The sequence below is a fragment of the Bradyrhizobium sp. 62B genome (assembly GCF_030272265.2).
In the GTDB taxonomy this organism is placed as follows: Bacteria; Pseudomonadota; Alphaproteobacteria; order Rhizobiales; family Xanthobacteraceae; genus Bradyrhizobium.
This window is the reverse complement of record NZ_CP092841.2, coordinates 2,284,317-2,306,566: the sequence shown is the minus strand read 5'-3', so window position 1 is coordinate 2,306,566 and position 22,250 is coordinate 2,284,317. Positions and strand designations below refer to the sequence as shown.

Genomic DNA, 22,250 nt, shown 5'->3' with positions numbered 1-22,250 from the left:
CGACAATGGCCGACTATCGCATCATCAAGGCTGAGCCGCTCACCAAGGCCATCCGCGCCATCGTCAAGGCCGGCGGCTCCTCGGACCGAGAGGCCGAGCTCGTGTCCAGCAATCTCGTCGAGGCCAATCTGAAGGGACACGATTCCCACGGCGTCGGCATGATCCCGCGCTACGTCCAGAGCGTCACCAATGGCGGCCTCGCCGTGAACGCGCACGTCAAGATCGTGCTCGACACCGGTCCGCTCCTCACCCTCGACGGCCTCACCGGCTACGGCCAGGTGATCGGCCATGAAGCGATGGAGCTTGCGGCCGAGCGCGCCAAGCAGAACGGCGTATGCCTGGTCGGCCTCTCCAACTCGCACCACATCGGCCGCATCGGCCACTGGGCCGAGCAATGCATCGACCACGGCCTGGTCTCGATCCACTTCGTCAACGTGATCTCGCGGCCGATCGTGGCGCCCTGGGGTGGCAGCGATCCGCGCCACGGCACCAACCCGTTCTGCGTCGGCATCCCGCGCCGGGGCAAGGATCCCATCGTGCTCGACTTCGCCACCAGCAGAATTGCGCAAGGCAAGACCCGCGTCGCCCACAACAAGGGCGTCGCGCTGGAGCCCGGCACCATCATCGACAATGAAGGCAAGCCCACGGTCAATCCGCGCTACACGGTGATCCCGCCCTACGGCGCCATCCTTCCGTTCGGCGAGCACAAGGGCTCGGGGCTTGCGCTGGTGTGCGAAATCCTCGGCGGCGCGCTCTCCGGCGGGCAAGTGGTCAAGGGCCCGTCCGACGGCAAATACAACGTCCTCAACGGCATGCTCTCGATCGTCATCGATCCCGCCAAGCTCGGCACCGGCGAGAACCTCGCGCGTGAAGTCGAGAGCTTTGTGGCCTGGCACACCGGCTCGCCGCCCGCTTCCGGGGTCGACAAGGTCAAGATCGCCGGCGAGCCCGAACGCGAGACCAAGACAAAGCGCCTCGCCGAAGGCATTCCGGTCGATCCGACCACCTGGCAGGAGATCCTGGAGGCCGGGAAGAAATTCGGGTTGGACCAGGCGGCGATCGAGAAGATCGTGAGCTAGTCGCGCGACATCGCTCGGCACGAGCCCGGGCTTCTGGACAATTGCGCAAGGAAATCTGGACTAGGGCGAAGCTTGCGGAGCGGAGATGAACCGGCCCCCATTGTGTTGCGACAACGGGGATATCCCGGCCCACATCCGCTCGAGGTTCACATGCTCTCCCGTCTCGCAAAGCTCATGTCCGGCTCCAGCGAGCCGTCATCTGCGATCGACCTCTACCGGCATCGGCTCGACGTCTATGAAAGCGAGCTAGGCGAGCCCGAGCACAGCTTCACGGACGACGCCGAACGTCGCATCGACATCCATGCGTTTGGCCGCGATTTCGTGCCTGAATGCCGGGAAGGCTCCGATGAAGGCTATGTGCTCTTGACCAACGGCATGAGCCAGCAGCGGATGCACGGCGTGCAGGGCGACGCGAAGCCGCGCGCCGAGCTGATGTGGTATGTTCGCGAGCCGACACCGGATGTCCGCGACAATCTGCGCTGGCTGGCCAATCTGCCGTTCGTCGACACGACCTGGTTTGGATTCGGTCACCGCGTCGCGTTGCCGTGGCCACCGGTTGCAGGAACGGACTTTCAGACTTTTTTGTTCCTCACGCCGATCATCGGCCCCGACAAGCAGATCGCCGAAGCGCTGGAAATCGCGGGCGATCCGGTCGAGATTTTGACCGTGAACCTGATCTCGGATCGGGAGCTCGCGTTGATCAAGGCCGGCGGGCTCGATGAGTTTCTCGACCTGCTCGACGACAACGAATATCCGCCGATCTTCGATCCGGCGCGGACGTCGTATGTGTAGCACGTCGTCGCTGCGCGGCGAGCCACCCTCTCCCCACAAGGGGAGAGGGGAAGCCCCGCCTCAATCCACCATATCTGCAACCGCCTTGCCGCAGGCCGTGGTGTCGGCGTTGCCGCCAAGGTCCTTGGTCCGCAGCGTACGCTCCGCCAGCGTACGCTCGATCGCCTCGACGATCGAACGGCCGGCTTCCTTTTGGCCGAGATGCTCCAGCATCATCGCCCCCGACCAGATCATGCCGATCGGGTTGGCAATGCCCTGTCCCGCAATGTCGGGCGCCGAGCCGTGCACCGGCTCGAACACCGAGGGGAAGTCGCCTTCGGGATTGATGTTGCCCGACGGCGCGATGCCGATCGTGCCGGTGCAGGCCGGGCCGAGGTCGGACAGGATGTCGCCGAACAGGTTGGAGCCGACCACGACGTCGAACCAATCAGGATGCAGCACGAAGTTCGCAGTCAGGATGTCGATGTGGTACTTGTCCCACTTCACGCCGGGAAACTTCTTCGCCATCGCCTCCACGCGCTCGTCCCAATAGGGCATGGTGATGGAGATGCCGTTCGACTTCGTCGCGGAGGTCAGGTGCTTCTTCGGCCGCGACTGCGCGAGCTCGAAGGCGAACTTCAGGATGCGGTCAACGCCGGTGCGGGTCATCACCGTCTGCTGCGTCACGAACTCGCGGTCGGTGTCGGGGAACATGCGGCCGCCGACGGAGGAATATTCGCCTTCGGTGTTCTCGCGCACCACCCAGAAATCGATGTCACCGGGCTTGCGGCCCGCCAGCGGCGACGGCACGCCGGGCATCAGCCGCACCGGGCGCAAATTCACGTATTGGTCGAACTCCCTGCGGAATTTGATCAGTGAGCCCCAGAGGGAGACGTGGTCCGGAATCTTGGCCGGCCAGCCGACCGCGCCGAAATAGATCGCGTCGTGCTTGCCGATCTTCTCCTTCCAGTCATCCGGCATCATCTGGCCGTGCTTCTCGTAATAGTCCCAGGACGAGAAATCGAAATGGTCGAAATGCAGGGTGACGCCGTGCTTCTTCGCCGCCGCCTCCATGACGCGCAGGCCCTCGGGCATGACTTCCTTGCCGATGCCGTCGCCGGGAATGACCGCGATCCGGTATTGTTTCTTGCTCATCGAGAACGTCCCTTTTTGGTCCGGCAGCCGCCGCCTTTTTGACCGCACTGCAATGGACCAAACGCGGCGGCAGTGCAACGCTGCACTGCAATGTTGACCGTGGCGCGGCCGAGCGCCTACTGGTTTGATCCTGTTCCAATTCCGAGAGTACCCCCAATGGATCTGCATCTGCGTGGCAAGCGCGTCCTGATCACGGGCGCGTCGAAGGGCATCGGCGCTGCCGCGGCCGAGGCATTTGCCGAGGAAGGCGCGCATCTCCTGCTCGCCGCCCGCAGCGGCGATCAGCTCAAGGCGCTGGCCGAGCGCTTACGCTCGGCGCATCAGATCGATGCCGCAACAAGCATCGTCGATCTGCGCAAGGCGGAGGACGTGGCACGGCTGGCGAAAGAAGCCGCCGAGATCGACGTGCTCGTCAACAATGCCGGCGACATTCCCGGCGGCTCGATCGACAAGATCGACGAAGCGACCTGGCGCCACGCCTGGGAATTGAAGGTGTTCGGCTATATCAACCTCACGCGGCAGATCTACGCGCAGATGAAAGCCAAAGGCGGCGGCGTCATCGTCAACGACATCGGGGCGGCCGGCGAGAAGTTCGACGCCAACTACATCTGCGGCAGCGCCGGCAATGCCGCGCTGATGGCCTTCACCCGCGCGCTCGGCGGCAAAAGCCTCGCCGACAACATCCGCGTGGTCGGCATCAATCCGGGCCCCGTCGGCACCGATCGTCACGTCACGCTGCTGAAGACGCGGGCCAAGCACCAGTTCGGCGACGAGAGCCGTTACAAGGAATTCCAGAAGAGTCTGCCGCTCGGCCGCCCTGCGCATGCGCGCGAGATCGGCGACCTCATGGCGTTCCTGGCCTCGGACCGCGCGGGCTATACGTCGGGTGTGATTTACACCGTGGACGGCGGCATCAGCGCAGGCTGGGGTTAGCTGCCTCGTCCTTTTTGACACCGTCGTTCCGGGGCGATGCAAAGCATCGAACTACAGTGCACAATTGGGCCTGAGAACTTCGAGATTCCGGGTTCGCCCTCCGGGCGTCCCGGAATGACAATCTAGGTAGGAGTAAAATAATTGTCTCAAGACCTGATCCAACAAACCGCCTGCGCCGTCGTCGAGAAGCTGCGCTCCGGCGATGTCTCACCGCTCGAACTGCTGGATGTGGTGGAGAAGCGTGTCAAGGAGGTCGACGGCAAGGTCAATGCGCTGCCGACGCTCTGCTTCGATCGCGCGCGGGACAGCGCCAAGGCCTTGATGCGCAAACCCGCCGGCGCGCGGGGGCTGCTCGCGGGCCTGCCGGTGCCGATCAAGGATCTGACTGACGTTGCGGGCGTGCTGAACACGCAGGGCTCGCCGATCTTCAAGGACAACATTCCCGCCAAGTCCGACCTCATGGTCGAGAACCTCGAGGCCAACGGCGCGCTCGTCTACGCCAAGTCCAACACGCCGGAGTTCGGCGCCGGCGCCAACACCTTCAACGAGGTTTTCGCCGCGACGCTCAATCCCTGGGATATGACGAAGTCCGCGGCCGGCTCCTCCGGCGGCGCCGCGGTGGCGCTGGCCACCGGCATGGCCTGGCTCGCGCAGGGCTCGGACATGGGCGGATCCTTGCGCAGCCCGGCAGCCTTCTGCGGCATCGTCGGCATGCGGCCGAGCATCGGCCGCGTCGCGCATACGCCGAAAGTGGCGATCGATCGCAATCTCGGCGTGCAGGGCCCGATGGCACGCAATGTCGAGGATCTCGCGCTGCTGCTCGATGCCATGAGCGGCGATTATGCCGACGATCCGCTGTCGCTGCCGGCGCCGGCGACCTCGTTCCTGACATCCGCGCGGTCCGGCAAGAAGCCGAAGCGCATCGCCTATTCAGCTGACCTCGGCATCACCCCTGTCGATCCCGAGGTGAAGGCGATCACGCGGAAGGCTGCGGAACGTTTTGCCGAGGCCGGTGTCATCGTCGAGGAAGCGCATCCGGACTGGCGCGAGGCGCATGAGTGCTTCCACGTGCTGCGCGCCTTCGATTTCGCGATCAGCAAGGCGGAGCTGCTGCGCACCAAGCGCGACCTGCTCAAGCCCGAGGTGATCTGGAACATCGAGGAAGGCCTCAAGCTCACCGTGGAGCAGCTCGCGCGTGCCGAGGCCCAGCGCGTCGGCATGACCGCGCGGGCGGTCGAGTTCTTCAAGACCTATGATCTGCTGCTGACACCCACCACGATCGTGCCGCCCTTCCCGATCGAGCACCGCTACGTCGCCGAATGTGCCGGCAAGAGATTCGAGAACTACGTCGAGTGGCTCGGCATCGTCTACGCCATCACGCTGGCCTGCTGCCCCTCGCTCTCGCTGCCCTGCGGCTTCACGGCCTCGGGCCTGCCGGTCGGCGTGCAGGTGGTCGGGGCGCCCAGGGGCGACGCGGAGGTGCTCGCGGGCGCCAAGGTGCTTGAGGATATTTTGGGCCTGCGCGGAACGACGCCGATCGATCCGAAGGGTTAAGACGTAACGCTTCTTCGCACGACGAACTCCGCAGTACCCTCTCCCCTTGCGGGAGAGGGTGGCTCGCCGCAAAGCGGCGAGACGGGTGAGGGGTTCTCTCCACGAGGGACTCTCTCACCGTCTGAATACGGCGACAGAACCCCTCATCCGGCGCTTCGCGCCACCTTCTCCCACAAGGGGAGAAGGAAGATCATCTCCTGCTCGTCGCCTCCAAGCCGCGGCTGTAGCGCGACATCGCAAAGCAAAAGACAAAATAGATTGCGGCGACGAAGATGTAGACCTCGACCGAGAACTGCTGCCAGGCCGGATCGATGATCGCGGTCTTCGCCGTCGTCAGCAGGTCGAAGATGCCGATGATGAGGACGAGGCTGGTGTCCTTGAAGAAGGCGATGAAGGTGTTGACCAGCGGTGGGATGACGTGGCGGATCGCCTGCGGCAGGATGATCAGCCGGTTCTTGCGCCAGTAGGACAGCCCGAGCGCATCGGCCGCCTCGTATTGTCCGCGCGGCACGGCCTGGAGGCCGCCGCGGATCACCTCGGCGAGATAGGCGCCCGCGAACAGGATGATGGCGATCTGCGCGCGCAGCAGCTTGTCGATGTTGAACCCGCTTGGCATGAACAGCGGGAACATCACGCTCGCCATAAACAACAGGCTGACCAGCGGCACGCCGCGGATCAGCTCGACATAGAGCACGCTGAGCGAGCGGATCGCCGGCAGCTTCGAGCGCCGGCCGAGCGCGACGAGGATGCCGAGCGGAAAGCCGAATGCGAGCCCAAAGGTCGCGAGGATCAGCGTGACCGGCAATCCGCCCCAGCGGTCCTGCGAGACGAAGGAGAGCCCGAGCACCCCGCCCCACATCAGCACGCTGATCAGCGCCAATACGCCGATCCAGAGATAGACCAATTCGCGCCGCCACAGGGCGCGGCGGCTCGAGAGATAGAACAGCGCGATGAACAGCAGCACCGACAGCGCCGGCCGCCACTGCTCGTCGAACGGATAGGTGCCGAACAGGATGAAGCGGTACTTTTCGGGAATGATGGCCCAGCAGGCACCGACGCCTCGCACCGCGCGGCAGGCGCTGGAATCATTGGCGGGCGTCAGCCACACGGCGTTCGCGACACCCCACTGCACGAAGCTGAAAACGCCCTTGGCAAGAATCGCCAGCAGCACGACAGATAAGATGCCGTTCGGGATCGACGAGAACAGATTGGCGCGCAGCCAGCGCAGCACGGGATTTCCAATCTGCGGACGGCGGGCGCGGCGCGGCGCATCGGGGATATCGGCGATCACCATCATGATCAGCGCTCCACCAGCGCAATGCGCGCATTGTACCAGTTCATGAAGAAGCTGATGGAAAGGCTGATGGTCAGGAACACCGCCATGATCAGCGCGATCGCCTCGATCGCCTGGCCGGTCTGATTCAGCGTGGTGTTGGCGATCGAGACCAGGTCCTGATAGCCGATCGCGACCGCGAGCGAGGAATTTTTGGTCAGGTTGAGATACTGGCTCGTCATCGGCGGCACGATGACGCGGAGCGCCTGCGGCAAGATGATCTGCCGCAGCATGAAGCTGCGGCGCAGGCCGAGCGCGTTGGCGGCGTCCCATTGCCCGCGCGGCACGGACTGGATGCCGCTGCGGACGATCTCGGCAATGAAGGCCGAGGTGTAGGTCACGAGCGCGATCAGCAGCGCGAAATATTCCGGAGCGAGCGTCAACCCGCCGACGAAATTGAAGCCGCGCAATTGGGGCCACTCGATCGTCCAGGGCACGCCAAGCACCAATGAGACAGCCGCCGGCGGCACGATGATGAGGCCAAGCGCAACCGGCCAGGCCGGGCGCGGCTTGCCGTCGCGCATCTGCTGCGCGATCAGCCGCCGCCTGACGAGATAGAATACGGCAGCTCCGAGCACGGCGGCGCCGAGCACCCAAAGCTGCAGCGGGCCAATCGGAATGGCCGGCAGGATCAGGCCGCGATTGGAAAGGAACACGCCCTCGATCGGCCGCCATGCCGCACGTGCGGCCGGCAGCGCCTGCATCAGCACGTACCAGAACAGCAGCTGGAGCAGCAGCGGGATATCGCGGAGCGTCTCGACATAGACCGCGGCAAGCCGCGACAGCAGCCAGTTGGCCGATAACCGCGAGATACCGATCAGCGTGCCGAGGACGGTCGCGAGCACGATCCCGATGACGGCAACGCGCAGCGTGTTGCCGACACCGACGACGAAGGCCCAGAGATAGGTGTCTCTCGGATTATAGGCCAGCAAACTATCGGCAATGGGCATGCCGGCCTCGCGGCCGAGGAAGGCAAAGCCGGTCGTGATGCGGCGAGCCGAGAGGTTGGTGACGGTGTTGGACCAGAGGAAGCCGATCACCGCGAGCGCGATCCCGACCACCAGCACCTGCCAGAACAGGCCTTGCAGCTCGCGGCGTCCCCATGCGCCGAACAGGCGGCGCGGCGGCGGTCTTCGAGCATCGGTGGTCACAGCGCAAAAATCCTTCTCGACAGGGACGATTTCCGGCAGCGCACGTCAACTGTTGCACTGATATAAAATTCATGCAACAAATGTTTCATGGCCGAGCCCGCGAAATCCTCGCCGTTGAGCGAACTGCGCATTGCATTGCCATCGCTCCCGATGCGGCTACAGGAGGTTGGACGCTTCGTCGCCGCCAACGATTACGACGCCACCACCCGTTCGATGCGCGACCTCGCGGCGGAAGCCGGCGCCGATCCCGCCGCGTTCACGCGCCTCGCCAAGGCGATCGGCTATTCGGGCTGGGACGAATTGCGCGCGGCGCTGACCGAGGCGCGGCGACCGTCGCAGACCTCGCCGTTCTCCGGCCGCGCCAGAAGCCGCAGGCCTGGCCCGAACGCCGATGTCGCGCTCGTCACCGACAAGCTCGAGGCGGAGGCCGCCGGCCTGCCACGGATCCCGGCCCAGCCCATTGCGGAGGCGGCCCGCGCGCTGCACGAGGCCAAGCGCATCTGGATCGCTGGCTATCGCAGCTGCCGCAGCGTTGCAGAGCTCTTGAACTACGAGCTGCGGCTGTTCCGCCCGGAGCAGGTGCAGCTCGTTGGCGTCTCGGGCCCCGACGATCTAGACCTCGGTGCGTTGAGGCCCGGCGAGGCCGTCATCGTCATCGGCTTCCTGCCCTATACCCATGCGAGCGTCGGTGTCGCACAGGCCGCCTATCGCAGCGGTACAACGCTGATCGCGATCGCGGACAGCCTCTCGGCGCCGATGGCCGAGGGCGCCGACCACGTGCTGCTGTTCGAGGCGGCCTCCTCTCCCGGCTTCTTCCCCAGCCTCACCGGCGCGATCGCGATCGCGCAGTCGCTTGCGGCGGTCACATTCTCGCTCGGCGGTGTCGCCGCGAAGAAGCGTCTGGAAAATACCGAGGCGCGTCTCACTGCTGCCGCCACCTACGTCTCGGAGAAAGGTTGATCCATGAGCACTCGCACCAGCCGCGTGCTGCACCGTTCGCTCCGCGAAACGCCGCCCAAGGCGGTCGGCGGCGAAGGCGTCTATCTCTTTGCCGAGGACGGACGACGCGTGATCGACGCCTCCGGCGGCGCAGCGGTCTCATGCCTCGGCCACCAGCATCCCCGCGTGATCGCGGCGATGGCCAAGCAGGCCTCGACGCTGGCCTATGCGCACACCGCCTTCTTCTCGTCCGAGCCCGCCGAAGCCCTCGCCGAGGCGCTGGTCGGATACGAGCCCGGCGGTCTCGCTTATGCGTATTTCGTCAGCGGCGGATCCGAGGCGATCGAAGCCAGCATCAAGCTGGCGCGACAATATTTCATCGAGCGCGGCGAGCCACAGCGGCAGCATTTCATCGCACGGCGACAGAGCTACCACGGCAACACGCTCGGCGCGCTCGCCGCCGGCGGCAATGCCTGGCGCCGCGCGCCCTACGCACCCCTGCTCTCCGGAGCCTTCAGCCACGTGACACCGGCCTTCGCCTATCACGAGAAGCACGACGGCGAGTCGGATGCGCAGTTCGTGGCGCGGCTGGCGGCCGAGCTGGAAGCCGAGTTCCAGCGGCTTGGCCCTGAGACCGTGGCGGCGTTCCTGGCGGAGCCGGTGGTCGGCGCCACCGCCGGCGCCGTGGCGGCACCAGACGGCTATTTCAGGGCGGTGCGCGAGATCTGCGACCGCCACGGCGCGCTGCTCATCCTCGACGAGGTCATGTGCGGCATGGGCCGTACCGGCACCACGCACGCCTGGGAGCAGGAAGGCATCGCGCCCGATATCCAGGCGATCGCAAAGGGGCTCGGCGGCGGCTACCAGCCGATCGGGGCCATGCTCGCCAGCGGCAAGATCATCGACACCATCCGCGCAGGCTCAGGCGCTTTTCAGCACGGCCACACCTATCTCGCACATCCCCTCGCCTGCGCGGCCGCACTCGCGGTGCAGGATGTGATCCGCGAGGATCGCCTACTCGACCGCGTCAGGGAGCGCGGCAAGCAACTCGAGCAGCGGCTGACCGAGCGCTTTGGCAATCACCGCCATGTCGGCGATATCAGGGGCCGCGGCCTGTTCTGGGCGATCGAGCTGGTCGCTGATCGCGCCAGCCGCACCCCGTTCGACCCCGCGCTCAAGCTCAATCAGAAGATCAAGGCGGAAGCTTTCGCTGGTGGGCTCGGCTGCTATCCGGGCGGCGGCACCGTGGACGGCGTGCGCGGCGACCACGTGTTGCTGGCGCCGCCCTATATCGCTTCCGCCGACGAGATCGACCTGATCGTCGACAAGCTCGGCACGGCTGTCGACAAAGTGTTGCGTAGTGTCAATCACTGAGGGGAGTAGCATGATGAGGAAAGTGGTTATCGCGGCGGGCGTGCTCGCTGCATCGACAATTGTCGCATCCGCCGCAACGTTGGACACGGTGAAGAGCCGCGGCACGCTGGTGTGCGGCGTCAGCGCCGGCTTTGCCGGCTTCTCGGCGCCGGACTCGCAAGGCAATTACCGGGGTCTCGACGTCGACTATTGCCGCGCGCTCGCAGCCGGCGTGCTCGGCGATGCCAGCAAGGTGCGCTACGTTTCGCTGACCGCGCAGAACCGCTTCACCGCCCTGCAATCGGGCGAGATCGACGTGCTCTACCGCAACTCGACGCAGACGTACTTGCGCGGCGTCACGCTCGGCCTGCGACAGGGACCGATCAACTTCTACGATGGCCAGGGTTTTGTCGTGAAGAAGGACCTCGGCGTCAAGGAGATCAAGGACCTCAAGGGCGCCACCGTTTGCGTCGCCCAGGGCACCACGCACGAAGTCACGCTGGGCGATTACGGCCGTGCCAACGGCATCGACTGGAAGCCGCTGGTGTTCGACCGCGTCGACACCATGTATCAGACCTTCTTCGGCGGCCGCTGCGATGCGATGACCCAGGACGCCTCCGCGCTCGCCGGCGCCGTGACCACCGCCGCGCCGAACCCCGCCGATTACGTCGTGCTGCCGCAGACCATCAGCAAGGAGCCGCTCGGCCCCTTCACCCGCAACGGCGACGAGGTCTGGAGCGACATCATCACCTGGCTGCATTACGGCCTGATCGAGGCCGAAGAGCTCGGCGTCACCCAAGGCAATGTCGAGGAGATGACGAAGTCGCAGACGCCCGCGATCCAGCGTCTGTTAGGTGCCTCCGGCGATCTCGGCTCCCGGCTTGGGCTCGACAACAAATGGCTGGTCACCGCGATCAAGGCCACCGGCAATTACGGCGAGATCTACGAGCGCAATGTCGGCAAGGCGAGCCCGCTCAAGCTCGATCGCGGCCTCAACGGCCTCTGGAGCAAGGGCGGCTTGATGTACGCAGTGCCGTTCAAGTAAATGTCTCCCGCGTCCCGGACGCGCTGCAGCGTGCAACGCTGCTGCGCAGAGCCGGGACAGGAAGCCACGACTTTTAACGCCAAAAAGGATGGGCCCCGGCTCTGCGGCGCAATACTTCGCATTGCGCCGCGTCCGGGGCACAAGATCACCCAGGTAGCCGCCTTCAATGACGACGCCCCCACGCATCGCCCTGATCCATGCCCTCAAGCACTCCATCGCTCCGATCGAAGCGGCGTTCGCAAAGGCGTGGCCGGCGGTGCGGCTGATGAACCTGCTGGACGACAGCCTGTCGGCGGATCTGGCCCGCGACGGCAAGCTCGACGATGCCATGACCGAGCGCTTCCTCGCGCTCGGCGACTATGCCGCGGCGACCGGGGCGAATGGGATCCTGTTCACCTGCTCTGCCTTCGGCCCCTGTATCGAGGCGGTCGCGCGCGCACAGTCGCCGATGCCGGTGCTCAAGCCGAACGAAGCGATGATCGAGCGTGCGGTGACGATGGGCAGGCGCATCGGCCTGCTCTCGACCTTCCCGCCGACCCTGGTCTCGATGCCGCCGGAGTTTCCGGCCTCGGTCCAGGTCGTTCCGAAACTCGCCGAGGGCGCGCTGGCGGCGCTCGACCGCGGCGATCGCGCCACGCACGATCGGCTGATCGTCGAAGCGTCAAGGGACCTGCGCGATTGCGACGTCATCGCGCTGGCGCAATTCAGCATCGCCGCCACTGCTCCGGGGGTCGCGGAAGCCACCGGCCGTCCCGTCGTGACCACGCCCGACAGCGCGGTCGACAAATTGATGAACATGCTGAAGGCGAAAGCCTAAGCGCCGGTCTTCTTCCGACGCCGCGCGTCCTTGATCGCCACGGCGAGGGCCGCCTTCGTCTCGTTGACGAAATCCTCGACGAGTTCCTCGCGCGTGGTCTGTGCAGCCTCGCCGGTGAACAGGCCCTGCTCGGCCAGCATCACCACGCCGTGCAGCGCCGCCCAGATCTTGAGAGCCTGCCGTTCGCGCAAATAGCCGACGGCAGGTACCTCCAGGGCCTCGATCACGAGCGCAAACGTTTCGCGCGTGGCCTCGTGCAACTCGCTGCCCTTGGCCGCACACGACACGGTACGAGACGCGAACATCAGGCGATAGATGCCGTTGCGGCGCAATCCGAAATCCAGCATGGCCTGCGCCAGCCGCGACAGCTTCGACTGCTTCGACGGTTTCGCCATCGCCGTCCGAAAGGTTGCGCTGAGCTGCCGGAACGCCTCCGCCGTCACCGCCGCAAGCAGCGCCTCGCGATCGGCAAAATGCCGGTACGGCGCCGGCTGCGAGACCCCGAGCTGCTTTGCCAGCGCCTTGATGCTGATCGCCTCGGCGCCGCCCTGCTCCGCCTCGCGTAGCGCGGCCTTGATCAGGGCGTCGCGGAGATCCCCATGATGATAAGTGTTTTCGGGCTTGCGGGCGAGTTGAGAGCGCATGTTGTGGCCAAGCCTACAAGTTTGCGCTTGACAGGGAAAGCCGGTCGCGAATGTAATAGCATATAACTTAAAGCCCGCGGCAGATGCCGCGGATAAAATCGACACGAGGAACGCGCCGCCCTCCCGGGCCACGCGCATACGACCAAGGATGCCGCCATGACAGAGCGATTGAGGGTTCACGTCGACCCCGACAAATGCCAGGGCCACGCACGCTGCAAGGCACTCGCGCCGGAACTTTTCGAGCTCGACGAATTCGGCAACGCGCATGAAGCCGGCGACGGCACGGTCCCGCCCGGGCTCGAAGACAAGGCCTGGCTCGCCAAATCCAATTGCCCGGAAATCGCAATCGATGTGATCGAGGAGTAGCGCGGCCTCGCCGCTTGCGTCCTGTCAGCGACCACGAGCCAAGGATTTCCTGCCATGTCCGACGTCAGCCAGCCTGTCGCCCATCCGCCCGTCATCGACTGGGTCAACGATTTCGACCACACCGATCCGCAGTGGACGGAAGACCCGTTCCCGATCTGGGATGAGCTGCGTGCCGCAAGTCCGGTCGTGCACACCGAGCGCTTCCTCGGCTGCTACATGCCGACGACCTATGAGGCCGTGCGCGAGATCGCCAACGACACCGAGCATTTCTCCTCACGCCGTATCATCGTCCGCGACGTGCGGCCGGAGATCGCCAGGAACGCAGCCCCTCCGATCACCTCGGATCCGCCCGTGCACAAGCCGGCCAAGCAATTGCTGCTGCCGCCCTTCACGCCGGATGCGATGAAGAAGCTGGAACCGCGGATGCGCGCGATCTGCAACGAGCTGATCGACGGGTTCATCGCCGACGGCAAGGTCGACGCCGCCGCACGCTACAGCAAATACATCCCGGTTCGGGCGATCGCGCACATGCTGGGCATCCCCGAGAGCGACAGCGACCTCTTCATCAACTGGATCCACATGATCCTCGAGCTCGGCATCAGGGACGAGACCAAGCTGCTCCAGGCCGTGCAGGAGATGAGCGCCTATTTCAGGACGCATATCGAAGACCGCAAATCGAGGCCGACCGACGACCTCATCTCCTACCTGATGAACGCCAAGGACAAGGAAGGCCAGCCGCTGGAAGAGTCCCACGTGCTGGGCTCGCTGCGCCTGCTTCTGATCGCCGGCATCGACACCACCTGGAGTGCGATCGGATCTTCGCTGTGGCATTTGGCGAGGGTGCCGGCCGATCGCGAGCGGCTGATCGCCAAACCCGCATTGATCCCGACCGCGGTGGAGGAACTGCTGCGTGCCTATTCCCCGGTGACGATGGCCCGCGAGGTCGTCAAGGACACCACCATTTCGGGCTGCCCGGTCAAGGCGGGCAACATGGTGCTGCTGTCCTTCCCGGCCGCCAATCGCGATCCCAAGATGTTCCCGGATGCTGACAAAGTCGTGATCGATCGCCGCGAAAATCGCCACGCCGCCTTCGGCCTCGGCATCCACCGCTGCGTCGGTTCCAATCTCGCCCGCATGGAGATGCAGGTTGCGCTGGAGGAGTGGCTGAAGCGCATTCCGGATTTCGCCCTCGATCCGGCTGGCACGGTGACCTGGTCGCAAGGCACGGTGCGTGGGCCTCGCCAGTTGCCATTTTTGCTCGGAAAGGCGATGTAAAGCCTTTCCAGACAGCGGAGAGGCCGGACGTGACAGAGCAAGCAACCCAACCGGCCTCTGACCACATCGACCTCGCCGATGCCAGGCGGCGGATCAAGGCGATCTTCATCGGTTCGATCGGCAATCTCGTCGAGTGGTACGATTTCTACGCTTACACGGCGTTCGCGCTCTATTTCGCGCCGGCCTTCTTTCCCGGCAACGACCCTGTCGTGCAGCAATTGAACGTCGCCGTCGTGTTCGCGGCGACCTTCCTGATGCGCCCCCTCGGCGGCTGGTTCTTCGGCTATCTTGCCGACCATTTCGGCCGGCGCATCTCGCTGACCCTGTCGGTCGTCTTCATGTGCTTCGGCTCGCTGATCATCGCGCTGACACCGACCTATGCCACGATCGGCTTCGCCGCGCCGGTGATCCTGGCGCTCGCCCGCGTGATCGAGGGCCTCAGCCTCGGCGGCGAATATGGCGCCAGCGCCACCTATCTCAGCGAGGTCGCCGATCCCAGGCATCGCGGCTTCTATTCCAGCTTTCAGTACGTGACGCTGATCGGCGGCCAGCTCACCGCGATCATCGTGCTGCTGCTCCTGCAAAAGGTCTTCCTCACGCCGGAGGAGCTGAAAGCCTGGGGCTGGCGCATCCCGTTCGCGATCGGTGCGGCGCTCGCGATCTTTGCCGCGGTGATGCGGCGCGGCCTGCATGAAACCGAGGCGTTCGAGGAAGCCAAGAAGGTGGTGAAGCCCACCGGCTCGATCACCAATCTCCTGCGCTATCCGCGCGAGCTCCTGCTGGTCGTCGGCCTCACCGCGGGCGGCACCGCGGCGTTCTACACCTTCACCACCTACATGCAGACTTTCGTCAAGCTGTCGGTCGGCTTGACCGAGGACCAGACCACGCTGGTGATCTTCGGCACCCTGATCTTCGCGACCATCCTGCAGCCGATCTATGGCGCGATCTCCGACAGGATCGGGCGCAAGCCGCTTCTGATCTTCTTCGGCGTCGCCGGCACGCTTGCGACCGTTCCGCTGTTGATGACGCTGAAGGAGACTAAGTCACCCTTCGTCGCCTTCATCCTGATCTGCTGCGCCTGGCTGTTCGTCGCCGGCTACACATCGATCAATGCGGTGGTGAAGGCCGAGCTGTTCCCGACCAATGTCCGCGCGCTCGGCGTCGGCCTGCCCTATGCGATCACGGTCTCGATCTTCGGTGGCACGGCGCCGGCGATCGCGCTCTACTTCAAGAGCATCGGGCACGAAGACTGGTTCTACTTCTATCTCAGCGCCATCATTTGCGTGTCGCTGATCATCTATTCCACCATGCGCGACACCAAGCACGCCTCCGCAATGCACCGCCACGAGTAGCCCATGTCCGACGACAACGAGCCGCCCGACAGCAAGCTGACCCGCACCAAGGAGAAATGGGCGCGCGAGGGCCGCTTCCTCACCGGCAAGATCACGCGTCCGGAGGAGCAGCGCCTGCCGCCGGGCCAGCACCTCACCAAGGATTGGCCGGTGCTCGACCTCGGCGTCGTGCCGCCGGTGTCGCGCGAGCGCTGGCGCCTCGACGTCTACGGCGCGGTCGAAACGCCGGTGTTCTGGACCTTTGCGGAGTTCGCGACGCAGAAGCAGGCCCGCTTCACCTCCGACATCCATTGCGTCACCACCTGGTCGCGCTATGACAACGAGTGGGAAGGGCTTGCCACGCGCGAGCTGCTGGCCGCCTGCCAGCCGCGCGAGGACGCGCGCTTCGTGACGCTGCATTCCTACGACGGCTATACCACCAACCTCGCGCTGGAAGACTTCGCCGCGGAGGACGCGCTGCTCGCCCATAGCTGGTCCGGCCAGCCGCTGACGAAGGAGCATGGCGGGCCGGTGCGGCTGGTCGTGCCGCATCTCTATTTCTGGAAGAGCGCGAAATGGCTCCAGGCCATCGAATTCCTGACCGGGGACGCGCCGGGCTTCTGGGAAGTCCGCGGCTATCATAACCGCGGCGATCCCTGGGCCGAGCAGCGCTATTCGAACGATTAGCATTCAAGCAAGAATCGGGGAAAGCCCATGCCGACGGAACGTTTTCAATTCACCGGCGAAGGCGGCCATCAGCTTGCGGCCGCGCTGGAATTGCCGGAAGGTGAGCCCGCGGCCTACGCGCTGTTCGCGCATTGCTTCACCTGCGGCAAGGATACACTTGCCGCCAAGCGCATCGCCGTCGCGCTCGCGGCCAAGGGCATCGCGGTGCTGCGCTTCGACTTCACCGGGCTCGGCTCCAGCGAGGGCGATTTTGCCAATTCGACATTTTCGTCCAACGTCGCCGATCTCGTCCGCGCTGCCGATCATCTGCGCAGCGTCCGCAAGGCGCCGTCGATCCTGATCGGGCACAGCCTCGGCGGCGCCGCGATCCTTGCGGCCGCTGGAAATATTTCGGAAGCCAGGGCGGTCGTGACCATCGCGGCCCCCTCCGATCCCGCGCATGTGACCGGCCTGTTCAAAGAGCATCTCGACGACATCCGCGCGCAAGGCGAGGTCGAGGTCTCGCTTGCGGGACGCCCGTTCCGGATCAAGCGCGAATTCCTCGAGGACATCGCCGAGCACGAACTGATGAGGGATATCACCGGCCTGCACAAGGCGCTGCTGGTGATGCACTCGCCGGTCGACGACACCGTCGGGATCGACAATGCGACCAAAATCTTTGTGGCAGCGAAGCACCCCAAGAGTTTCGTCTCGCTCGACCACGCCGATCACCTGCTGAGCAGGCCGGCTGACGCGCTTTACGCGGCCGACGTGATCGCCGCCTGGGCCAGCCGCTACGTCGACACGACAAAACCCGCGAGAGCGATGGATCTCCCGGAGGAACCACGGAAGGTCGTGGTGCAGGAGACCCGCAAAAGCAAGTTCAACCAGGCCATCACCGTCGGTCCGCATCATCTGGTGGCGGACGAGCCCGTTGCGGCCGGCGGCGCAGATGCCGGGCCCGGCCCGTATGACTTCCTGCTCGCTGGCCTCGGGGCCTGCACGTCCATGACCATGCGCCTCTATGCCGACCGCAAGTCGCTGCCGCTCGACCGCGTCACAGTCACTTTGAAGCACTCCAAGATCTACGCCAAGGATTGCGCGGAGTGCGACACGCGCGAGGGCATGCTGGACCAGATCGAGCGCGACATCACCATCGACGGCGCGCTCGATGCCGAGCAGCGCAAGAAGCTGATGGAGATTGCAGACAAGTGTCCGGTGCACCGCACGCTGACGTCGGAGATTCGTATCGTGACGAAGGCGGTGGGTTAACGCGCCAGGCCATTGTTTGAGTATGATCTTGTCGGAAAACCGCTGCGCACTTTTCCGGATCATGCTCTAGAAGCACGAGGCCATCGTCCGCACGGCGGCGCTGATCTCGCTCTCGCGCCACGCCGCAAAGCCGAGCAGCAGGCCGTGATCTCGCGGCCGTCCGAGCGTCAGGCTCGACAAGGCGCGCGTTTCGACCCCTGCCTCGACCAGTCGTTTGACTGCTGCCTGATCGGCGCGGCCGCGCTTGAGGCGCGCCACGAGCTGGATGCCGCCCGAGGGCACCTCGACCGTGAGCACCTCGCCGAGATAGCGCTGCAGCCCCTCGACGAGATGATCGCGCCGCGCGTGATAGAGCCGGCGCATCCGCCGCAGATGTGCGAGGAAATGCCCGTCCGCAATGAACTCGGCCAGCGCGTCCTGGACGGCGCTGGCGGCGATCAGCCCGATATGCCGCTGCACGATCTCCAGCGTAGAGACCAGCGCCGGCGGCGCGACGAGATAGCCGAGCCGGATGTCCGACGTCATCGCCTTGGAGAAGGTGCCGACATAGAACACGCGGCCGTGGGCGTCCAACCCCTGCAACGCCGGTACCGGCCGGCTGTCGTAGTGGAATTCGCCGTCATAGTCGTCCTCCACGATCCAGGTCTTGCCGGGCCTGCTCAGCTTCAGAAACTCGGTGCGGCGGGCCAGTGACATCAGCCGCCCGGTCGGATGCTGGTGCGACGGCGTCATGAAGATCAGTGTTGGAGGCGCCAGGCCCGCCATCCGCTGCATCCCCTGTTCGTCCAGACCGATGCCAGTCACGCGCGCGCCGGAGGCACGAAAGGCGGCCGCAGCACCGGGATAGCCGGGATCCTCGACCCAGACCTCGTCGCCGGGCGTGATGACGGCAGCCGCAATCAGGGTGAGCGCAGCCTGCGCGCTCGGCAGGATCAGGATCTGCTCCGCGTCGGCGCGAACACCTCTACCGGTCGCGAGGTAATGCGCCAGCGCCGCGCGCAAGCGCGGCCGGTTGACCGGACCGGGCTCACGCCTGGTTGCCCCACGGCACTCCGGCGCAGGCAGCGCCCCCAGATTTCGTTCGGAAACTCTCTGGCGTCGCCATGCCCCGGACGCAAGGGCTTTAGCGGCGCCAGATAAGACATCGGCCAGTCCGTCTGCTCGAGCTTTGAGGCCCAAGGGGAGAGCCGCGGCTTACCGGAGCGCGGGCGCGATGCCGCTGCCCCTGCCGCATCCAACCGCCCAGCACCGTCCACGGTCACGACCGCGCGCCGCCCTTGCGACGCAGCCAGATAACCCTCCGCGGCGAGCTGCTCGAACGCGTAGGTGACGGTGTTGCGGGACACGCCAGATCGCTCGCGAGCCGGCGGCTCGACGGCAGCTCATGGCCCTTACCAAGTCGACCACTCGCAATCAGGCTTCGGAGCTGCCCCGTCAGCCGCGCCGTCAACCCCTCGTCGTCGGCGCGATCGAGGTCGATCAGGCCCGCGATCATGGCCTCGGACACTGGCACCTCATTCTTCTCCAATCTGGCACTTTTTCAGGTGCCAAGCAGAATGCTATCCGCCGCACTGGACTGTTTCAAGGACCATCGAAATGAACGCCCTGTCCCCGCGCACCGCCGTCGGCCTGTTCCTCATCGTCGTGCTGGCATGGGGCGTAAATTGGTCGGTGACGAAACAGCTCGTCCAGTTCCTTCCGCCGCTGTGGACATCGGCGATCCGGAGCTGGATTGCGCTGGCTGGCTTGTTCGTGATCCTGGGGCTCAGCAACAATCTGGTGATTCCGGAGCGGCGCGACATTCCGGTGGTCCTCAGCGTCGCACTGCTGCACATGACGATCTTCTCAGTCCTGGTCGCGGCCGGCGTGCGCTTCCTGCCCGCGAGCAAGGCCATCGTGCTCGGCTACACCACGCCGCTCTGGGTCGCGATCGCCGCGCCCTTGCTCGGAAAGGACACGCTGACTGCGCCAAAAGTCGCCGGCGCCTTGCTCGGACTGGCCGGCCTTGCCGTGATCCTGAATCCCACCTCGATCGACTGGACCAATAGCAACGTCGTGCTCGGCGCCGGCATGGTCATCCTGGCCGCGATTTCCTGGGCCGCGAACATCATCTACATCCGTGCGCACCGCTGGATCGCCTCACCGCTCCAGCTCCTGATCTGGCAAGTGCTCGTGGCGACGATCGTGTTGACGGGATCGGCGGTGGTCACGGACGGCCTGCCGCACGCCGAATGGTCGTGGCGGCTCGTCCTGCTATTTCTGTACGCCGGCCTGATCGGGACGGCGCTGGCCTATTGGGCGATGTCGATGGTCAACAAGAGCATCTCGGCCCTGACGACGGCGCTCGGCACCACGGGAACGCCGCTCGTCGGCATTGCCAGCGCCGCCATCCTGCTCGGTGAGCCCGTCGATGTGAGTCTCGCCGTCGCGGCCGGGCTGATCGTCAGCGGCATCGGTCTTGCGACGCTAGGCGACCGGTTCCTGCGAAGTCAGGCTGCAGCGAGAGGCTGAACCCGCAGCCCGCCGCGCAGGCCTGCCGCAGTCCCGAGCAGGATGCCGGCGATCGCGACGAACGAGCCCAGCGCGAGGGTCGAGACGCCCGTGAGGCCCTGCCCGATCGAGCAGCCGAACGCCATCACGCCGCCGATCCCCATCAGCGCAGCGCCGGTGCCCGAGCGCAGCATGTGGCGTGGCGATGAATAGCCTTCGAGCTTGAAGCGGCCGGTGGCGAGCGCCGTCGCCAGGCTGCCGACGAAGACGCCGGCAACCGTCGCGATGCCGAAGTTGAGCGTCAGGCCGGTCGAGAGCATGGCGTATTGCAGGCTGTCGGCGATCGGCACGATGAAGGTGAGCGAGGTCACCGGGATGGGATTGAAGTCGTCGGCACCGAGCCAGCCGGTCACGTACCAGCCGCCGGCAACGAGGAGGCCCACGATGATGCCCGCGACGATCTGGCCGGGCGAACGGCGGAACGCCGGATGCGCGAAAGCAAACAGCATCAACGCGACGACGATCGTGACGGTTGCGAGCGCGCGCGAAAGCGCCTCCGTGAGACCGAGCGTCGCCAGCAAGGACGGCAGCGAATTCGCGTTGACCGTGGTTTGCGAAGCCTGGACCAGCGCGATGCGCGCCGGCGCGATCAGGCCCTTGAGCGTCATCTGCGCGGCGATGGCCAACACGACCACGACGACGAAGGAGCGGAGATTGCCGCGGCCGAGCAGCACCAGCGCGCGCGAGCCGCAGCCGTTCGACAGCACCATGCCGTAACCGAACAGCAGGCCGCCGATGAACAGCACCGGCACCGAGAACGACGGTTGCAGGTAGATCGTCTTGCCGAGATCGACCATGCCGTTGCCGGCGAGGAATTGGCTCGCGGCGATCGCGACCGCGATCGCCAGCGCATAGGTCCGCACCAGCCGCCCGTCGCCCTCGGCCAGCCAGCCGCGCATGCTGCTCATCAGGCAGAACCCGCTGAGCAGGCCGACGGCGCCGTAGACGAGACCGATGCCGAGGCCGGCGAGGATGACGAGCAGGGAGGACGATTCCATGATTACGGCTTCAAAATCACGCGGTCGCGCGAGGAGCCGGCGACGGCAACATAGGCCTCCTTGGCGCGATCGAGCGGATAGACGGCGCTCGCTTTGATCGGGAACGGCTTCAGTTGGCCGCCGGCAAAGCCCGGGCCGAGATCGCGCAGCACCGCGCCGGTCGCGGCCGAAGACAGGCCGAGCGTGTCGATGCCAACATAGGTGTGCTGGCCCCGATAGAATTCGAGGATGTTGAACTGCACGATGCGGTCGATCGCGGCAATCAGGATCTGGCGACCGCGCAAGGCGAGCGACTTGTGTGCCGCCTGGAAATAGGGATCGCCCACCGTATTGAAGACGATGTCGGCGCCTTTGCCGTCGGTCAATTCGCGCACGCGCGCGGCAACGTCGGTCGTGGAGGCATCGACCACCTCGATCGGGGCGTTGCTGTGGCCTTCATAGGCTTCCGCCTTGCGCACCACGCCGATGACGCGCGCGCCCTGCCAGGTCGCGATCTGCACCGCAGCCTGACCGACCTTGCCATTGACGCCGAACACCAGCACGGTCTCGCCGCTCTTCGGCACGCCGGCGCGGCGAAAACCTTCCATCGCGGTGACGAAGGGCACGCCGATGCCGGCGGCCTCCTCCCACGACACCGTCTTCGGCTTCTCGACGACCGCCTCGGCCTCGACCACGAGATGGCTGGCATGGGTGCCGTCGCGGCGGATCCCGAGATCGCCGGAAGAGCCGAACACCTCGCGGCCGGCGGTGCCTGCCGGCCCGTCGATGACGATGCCGGCATAATCGCGGCCCGGCGTGCGTGGGAACACGGCATAGGGCATCAGCCCGGTCGCGGCCTTGACGTCGGACGGATTGACGGCGGCGGCCTTCACCTCGATCAGGAGATCGTTCGGACCGCGCGTCAGCATTTGATGCTCGACCACCGGCGCAAGCGCGGCGGCGTTCTCGGCTTTGGCATTGAGGCGCACGCAGCGCGCTTCGACGGTTTTGGCATCGGCTGGCGACATGAAAAGACCCG

Annotated in this window: 20 protein-coding genes and 1 pseudogene; 14 read left to right on the top strand and 7 right to left on the bottom strand. The window is 65.5% G+C overall.

Going from position 1 to position 22,250, the window contains the following annotated elements:
• The first annotated feature begins 5 nt into the window (after window positions 1-5).
• Window positions 6-1,079, top strand: coding sequence for a malate/lactate/ureidoglycolate dehydrogenase (locus ML401_RS10925; RefSeq protein ID WP_211417766.1), 1,074 nt, complete (start codon window positions 6-8; stop codon window positions 1,077-1,079).
• Window positions 1,080-1,229: 150 nt separating this feature from the next.
• Window positions 1,230-1,871, top strand: a complete 642-nt coding sequence (locus tag ML401_RS10920) for a suppressor of fused domain protein (RefSeq protein WP_285811938.1) — start codon at window positions 1,230-1,232, stop codon at window positions 1,869-1,871.
• 60 nt (window positions 1,872-1,931) lie between these two features.
• Here ML401_RS10920 and ML401_RS10915 read toward each other — a convergent pair whose 3' ends face one another.
• Window positions 1,932-3,005, bottom strand: a complete 1,074-nt coding sequence (locus ML401_RS10915; RefSeq protein WP_212065297.1) for a tartrate dehydrogenase — start codon at window positions 3,003-3,005, stop codon at window positions 1,932-1,934.
• 156 nt (window positions 3,006-3,161) lie between these two features.
• On the opposite strand from ML401_RS10915, the gene ML401_RS10910 reads away from it, so the two are divergent.
• Both ML401_RS10910 and ML401_RS10905 read left to right on the top strand, forming a co-directional pair.
• Window positions 3,162-3,938 (top strand): SDR family oxidoreductase, encoded by a 777-nt coding sequence (locus tag ML401_RS10910; protein ID WP_211417768.1) that lies wholly within the window; start codon window positions 3,162-3,164, stop codon window positions 3,936-3,938.
• 141 nt (window positions 3,939-4,079) lie between these two features.
• A complete protein-coding gene (locus ML401_RS10905) occupies window positions 4,080-5,492 on the top strand; it encodes an amidase (RefSeq protein WP_285811936.1) in 1,413 nt (470 codons plus the stop codon).
• 190 nt (window positions 5,493-5,682) lie between these two features.
• Here the strand turns inward: ML401_RS10905 and ML401_RS10900 are convergent, their stop codons facing one another.
• Window positions 5,683-6,789, bottom strand: a complete 1,107-nt coding sequence (locus ML401_RS10900; protein WP_285811934.1) for an amino acid ABC transporter permease — start codon at window positions 6,787-6,789, stop codon at window positions 5,683-5,685.
• 2 nt (window positions 6,790-6,791) lie between these two features.
• Window positions 6,792-7,976, bottom strand: a complete 1,185-nt coding sequence (locus ML401_RS10895; RefSeq protein ID WP_285811933.1) for an amino acid ABC transporter permease — start codon at window positions 7,974-7,976, stop codon at window positions 6,792-6,794.
• A gap of 87 nt (window positions 7,977-8,063) precedes the next feature.
• On the opposite strand from ML401_RS10895, the gene ML401_RS10890 reads away from it, so the two are divergent.
• From ML401_RS10890 to ML401_RS10875, 4 genes are all read left to right on the top strand, one after another.
• Window positions 8,064-8,936, top strand: coding sequence for a MurR/RpiR family transcriptional regulator (locus ML401_RS10890; RefSeq protein WP_285811932.1), 873 nt, complete (start codon window positions 8,064-8,066; stop codon window positions 8,934-8,936).
• A 3-nt stretch (window positions 8,937-8,939) separates the two neighbouring features.
• Entirely contained in the window at window positions 8,940-10,289 is a 1,350-nt protein-coding gene (locus ML401_RS10885; protein WP_285811931.1) for an aspartate aminotransferase family protein, read from the top strand.
• Between the two features lie 10 nt (window positions 10,290-10,299).
• Window positions 10,300-11,313: an amino acid ABC transporter substrate-binding protein gene (locus tag ML401_RS10880; RefSeq protein ID WP_212065304.1), complete on the top strand. Its 1,014-nt coding sequence runs from the start codon at window positions 10,300-10,302 to the stop codon at window positions 11,311-11,313.
• A gap of 166 nt (window positions 11,314-11,479) precedes the next feature.
• Window positions 11,480-12,130, top strand: coding sequence for an aspartate/glutamate racemase family protein (locus tag ML401_RS10875; RefSeq protein ID WP_285811930.1), 651 nt, complete (start codon window positions 11,480-11,482; stop codon window positions 12,128-12,130).
• Here ML401_RS10875 and ML401_RS10870 read toward each other — a convergent pair.
• A complete protein-coding gene (locus tag ML401_RS10870; RefSeq protein WP_212065306.1) occupies window positions 12,127-12,774 on the bottom strand; it encodes a TetR/AcrR family transcriptional regulator in 648 nt (215 codons plus the stop codon). The genes ML401_RS10875 and ML401_RS10870 overlap by 4 nt on opposite strands.
• Window positions 12,775-12,930: 156 nt before the next feature.
• Between ML401_RS10870 and ML401_RS10865 the strand changes: the two genes are divergently transcribed.
• From ML401_RS10865 to ML401_RS10845, 5 genes are read left to right on the top strand one after another with little or no spacing between them, the layout of a single operon-like run.
• Window positions 12,931-13,140, top strand: a complete 210-nt coding sequence (locus ML401_RS10865; protein ID WP_100181354.1) for a ferredoxin — start codon at window positions 12,931-12,933, stop codon at window positions 13,138-13,140.
• A gap of 54 nt (window positions 13,141-13,194) precedes the next feature.
• The gene (locus ML401_RS10860; RefSeq protein WP_285811928.1) at window positions 13,195-14,415 is read left to right on the top strand and encodes a cytochrome P450; all 1,221 of its coding nucleotides are present in this window, start codon (window positions 13,195-13,197) and stop codon (window positions 14,413-14,415) included.
• 29 nt (window positions 14,416-14,444) lie between these two features.
• Window positions 14,445-15,767, top strand: coding sequence for an MFS transporter (locus tag ML401_RS10855; RefSeq protein ID WP_211417778.1), 1,323 nt, complete (start codon window positions 14,445-14,447; stop codon window positions 15,765-15,767).
• A gap of 3 nt (window positions 15,768-15,770) precedes the next feature.
• Window positions 15,771-16,433 (top strand): sulfite oxidase-like oxidoreductase, encoded by a 663-nt coding sequence (locus ML401_RS10850; RefSeq protein ID WP_285811926.1) that lies wholly within the window; start codon window positions 15,771-15,773, stop codon window positions 16,431-16,433.
• A gap of 27 nt (window positions 16,434-16,460) precedes the next feature.
• Complete coding sequence (locus tag ML401_RS10845) at window positions 16,461-17,684, top strand: bifunctional alpha/beta hydrolase/OsmC family protein (protein WP_285811925.1); 1,224 nt, start codon at window positions 16,461-16,463, stop codon at window positions 17,682-17,684.
• A gap of 66 nt (window positions 17,685-17,750) precedes the next feature.
• Here ML401_RS10845 and ML401_RS10840 read toward each other — a convergent pair.
• Window positions 17,751-19,179: pseudogene (locus ML401_RS10840) on the bottom strand (PLP-dependent aminotransferase family protein).
• A gap of 101 nt (window positions 19,180-19,280) precedes the next feature.
• Here ML401_RS10840 and ML401_RS10835 point away from each other — a divergent pair.
• Window positions 19,281-20,195 (top strand): DMT family transporter, encoded by a 915-nt coding sequence (locus ML401_RS10835; RefSeq protein ID WP_211417781.1) that lies wholly within the window; start codon window positions 19,281-19,283, stop codon window positions 20,193-20,195.
• Here the strand turns inward: ML401_RS10835 and ML401_RS10830 are convergent.
• Window positions 20,174-21,232: a YeeE/YedE family protein gene (locus ML401_RS10830; RefSeq protein WP_285811924.1), complete on the bottom strand. Its 1,059-nt coding sequence runs from the start codon at window positions 21,230-21,232 to the stop codon at window positions 20,174-20,176. The genes ML401_RS10835 and ML401_RS10830 overlap by 22 nt on opposite strands.
• Window positions 21,233-21,234: 2 nt before the next feature.
• Window positions 21,235-22,239: a zinc-binding alcohol dehydrogenase family protein gene (locus ML401_RS10825; RefSeq protein WP_285811923.1), complete on the bottom strand. Its 1,005-nt coding sequence runs from the start codon at window positions 22,237-22,239 to the stop codon at window positions 21,235-21,237.
• Between the last annotated feature and the right edge of the window lie 11 nt (window positions 22,240-22,250).

Coding starts and splice junctions, on each gene's coding strand:
- ML401_RS10890 (WP_285811932.1), top strand. CDS start 8,064: ATGGCCGAGCCCGCGAAATCCTCGCCGTTGAGCGAACTGCGCATTGCA.
- ML401_RS10925 (WP_211417766.1), top strand. CDS start 6: ATGGCCGACTATCGCATCATCAAGGCTGAGCCGCTCACCAAGGCCATC.
- ML401_RS10870 (WP_212065306.1), bottom strand. CDS start 12,774: ATGCGCTCTCAACTCGCCCGCAAGCCCGAAAACACTTATCATCATGGG.
- ML401_RS10860 (WP_285811928.1), top strand. CDS start 13,195: ATGTCCGACGTCAGCCAGCCTGTCGCCCATCCGCCCGTCATCGACTGG.
- ML401_RS10825 (WP_285811923.1), bottom strand. CDS start 22,239: ATGTCGCCAGCCGATGCCAAAACCGTCGAAGCGCGCTGCGTGCGCCTC.
- ML401_RS10900 (WP_285811934.1), bottom strand. CDS start 6,789: ATGATGGTGATCGCCGATATCCCCGATGCGCCGCGCCGCGCCCGCCGT.
- ML401_RS10880 (WP_212065304.1), top strand. CDS start 10,300: ATGATGAGGAAAGTGGTTATCGCGGCGGGCGTGCTCGCTGCATCGACA.
- ML401_RS10830 (WP_285811924.1), bottom strand. CDS start 21,232: ATGGAATCGTCCTCCCTGCTCGTCATCCTCGCCGGCCTCGGCATCGGT.
- ML401_RS10850 (WP_285811926.1), top strand. CDS start 15,771: ATGTCCGACGACAACGAGCCGCCCGACAGCAAGCTGACCCGCACCAAG.
- ML401_RS10845 (WP_285811925.1), top strand. CDS start 16,461: ATGCCGACGGAACGTTTTCAATTCACCGGCGAAGGCGGCCATCAGCTT.
- ML401_RS10865 (WP_100181354.1), top strand. CDS start 12,931: ATGACAGAGCGATTGAGGGTTCACGTCGACCCCGACAAATGCCAGGGC.
- ML401_RS10915 (WP_212065297.1), bottom strand. CDS start 3,005: ATGAGCAAGAAACAATACCGGATCGCGGTCATTCCCGGCGACGGCATC.
- ML401_RS10885 (WP_285811931.1), top strand. CDS start 8,940: ATGAGCACTCGCACCAGCCGCGTGCTGCACCGTTCGCTCCGCGAAACG.
- ML401_RS10835 (WP_211417781.1), top strand. CDS start 19,281: ATGAACGCCCTGTCCCCGCGCACCGCCGTCGGCCTGTTCCTCATCGTC.
- ML401_RS10910 (WP_211417768.1), top strand. CDS start 3,162: ATGGATCTGCATCTGCGTGGCAAGCGCGTCCTGATCACGGGCGCGTCG.
- ML401_RS10875 (WP_285811930.1), top strand. CDS start 11,480: ATGACGACGCCCCCACGCATCGCCCTGATCCATGCCCTCAAGCACTCC.
- ML401_RS10920 (WP_285811938.1), top strand. CDS start 1,230: ATGCTCTCCCGTCTCGCAAAGCTCATGTCCGGCTCCAGCGAGCCGTCA.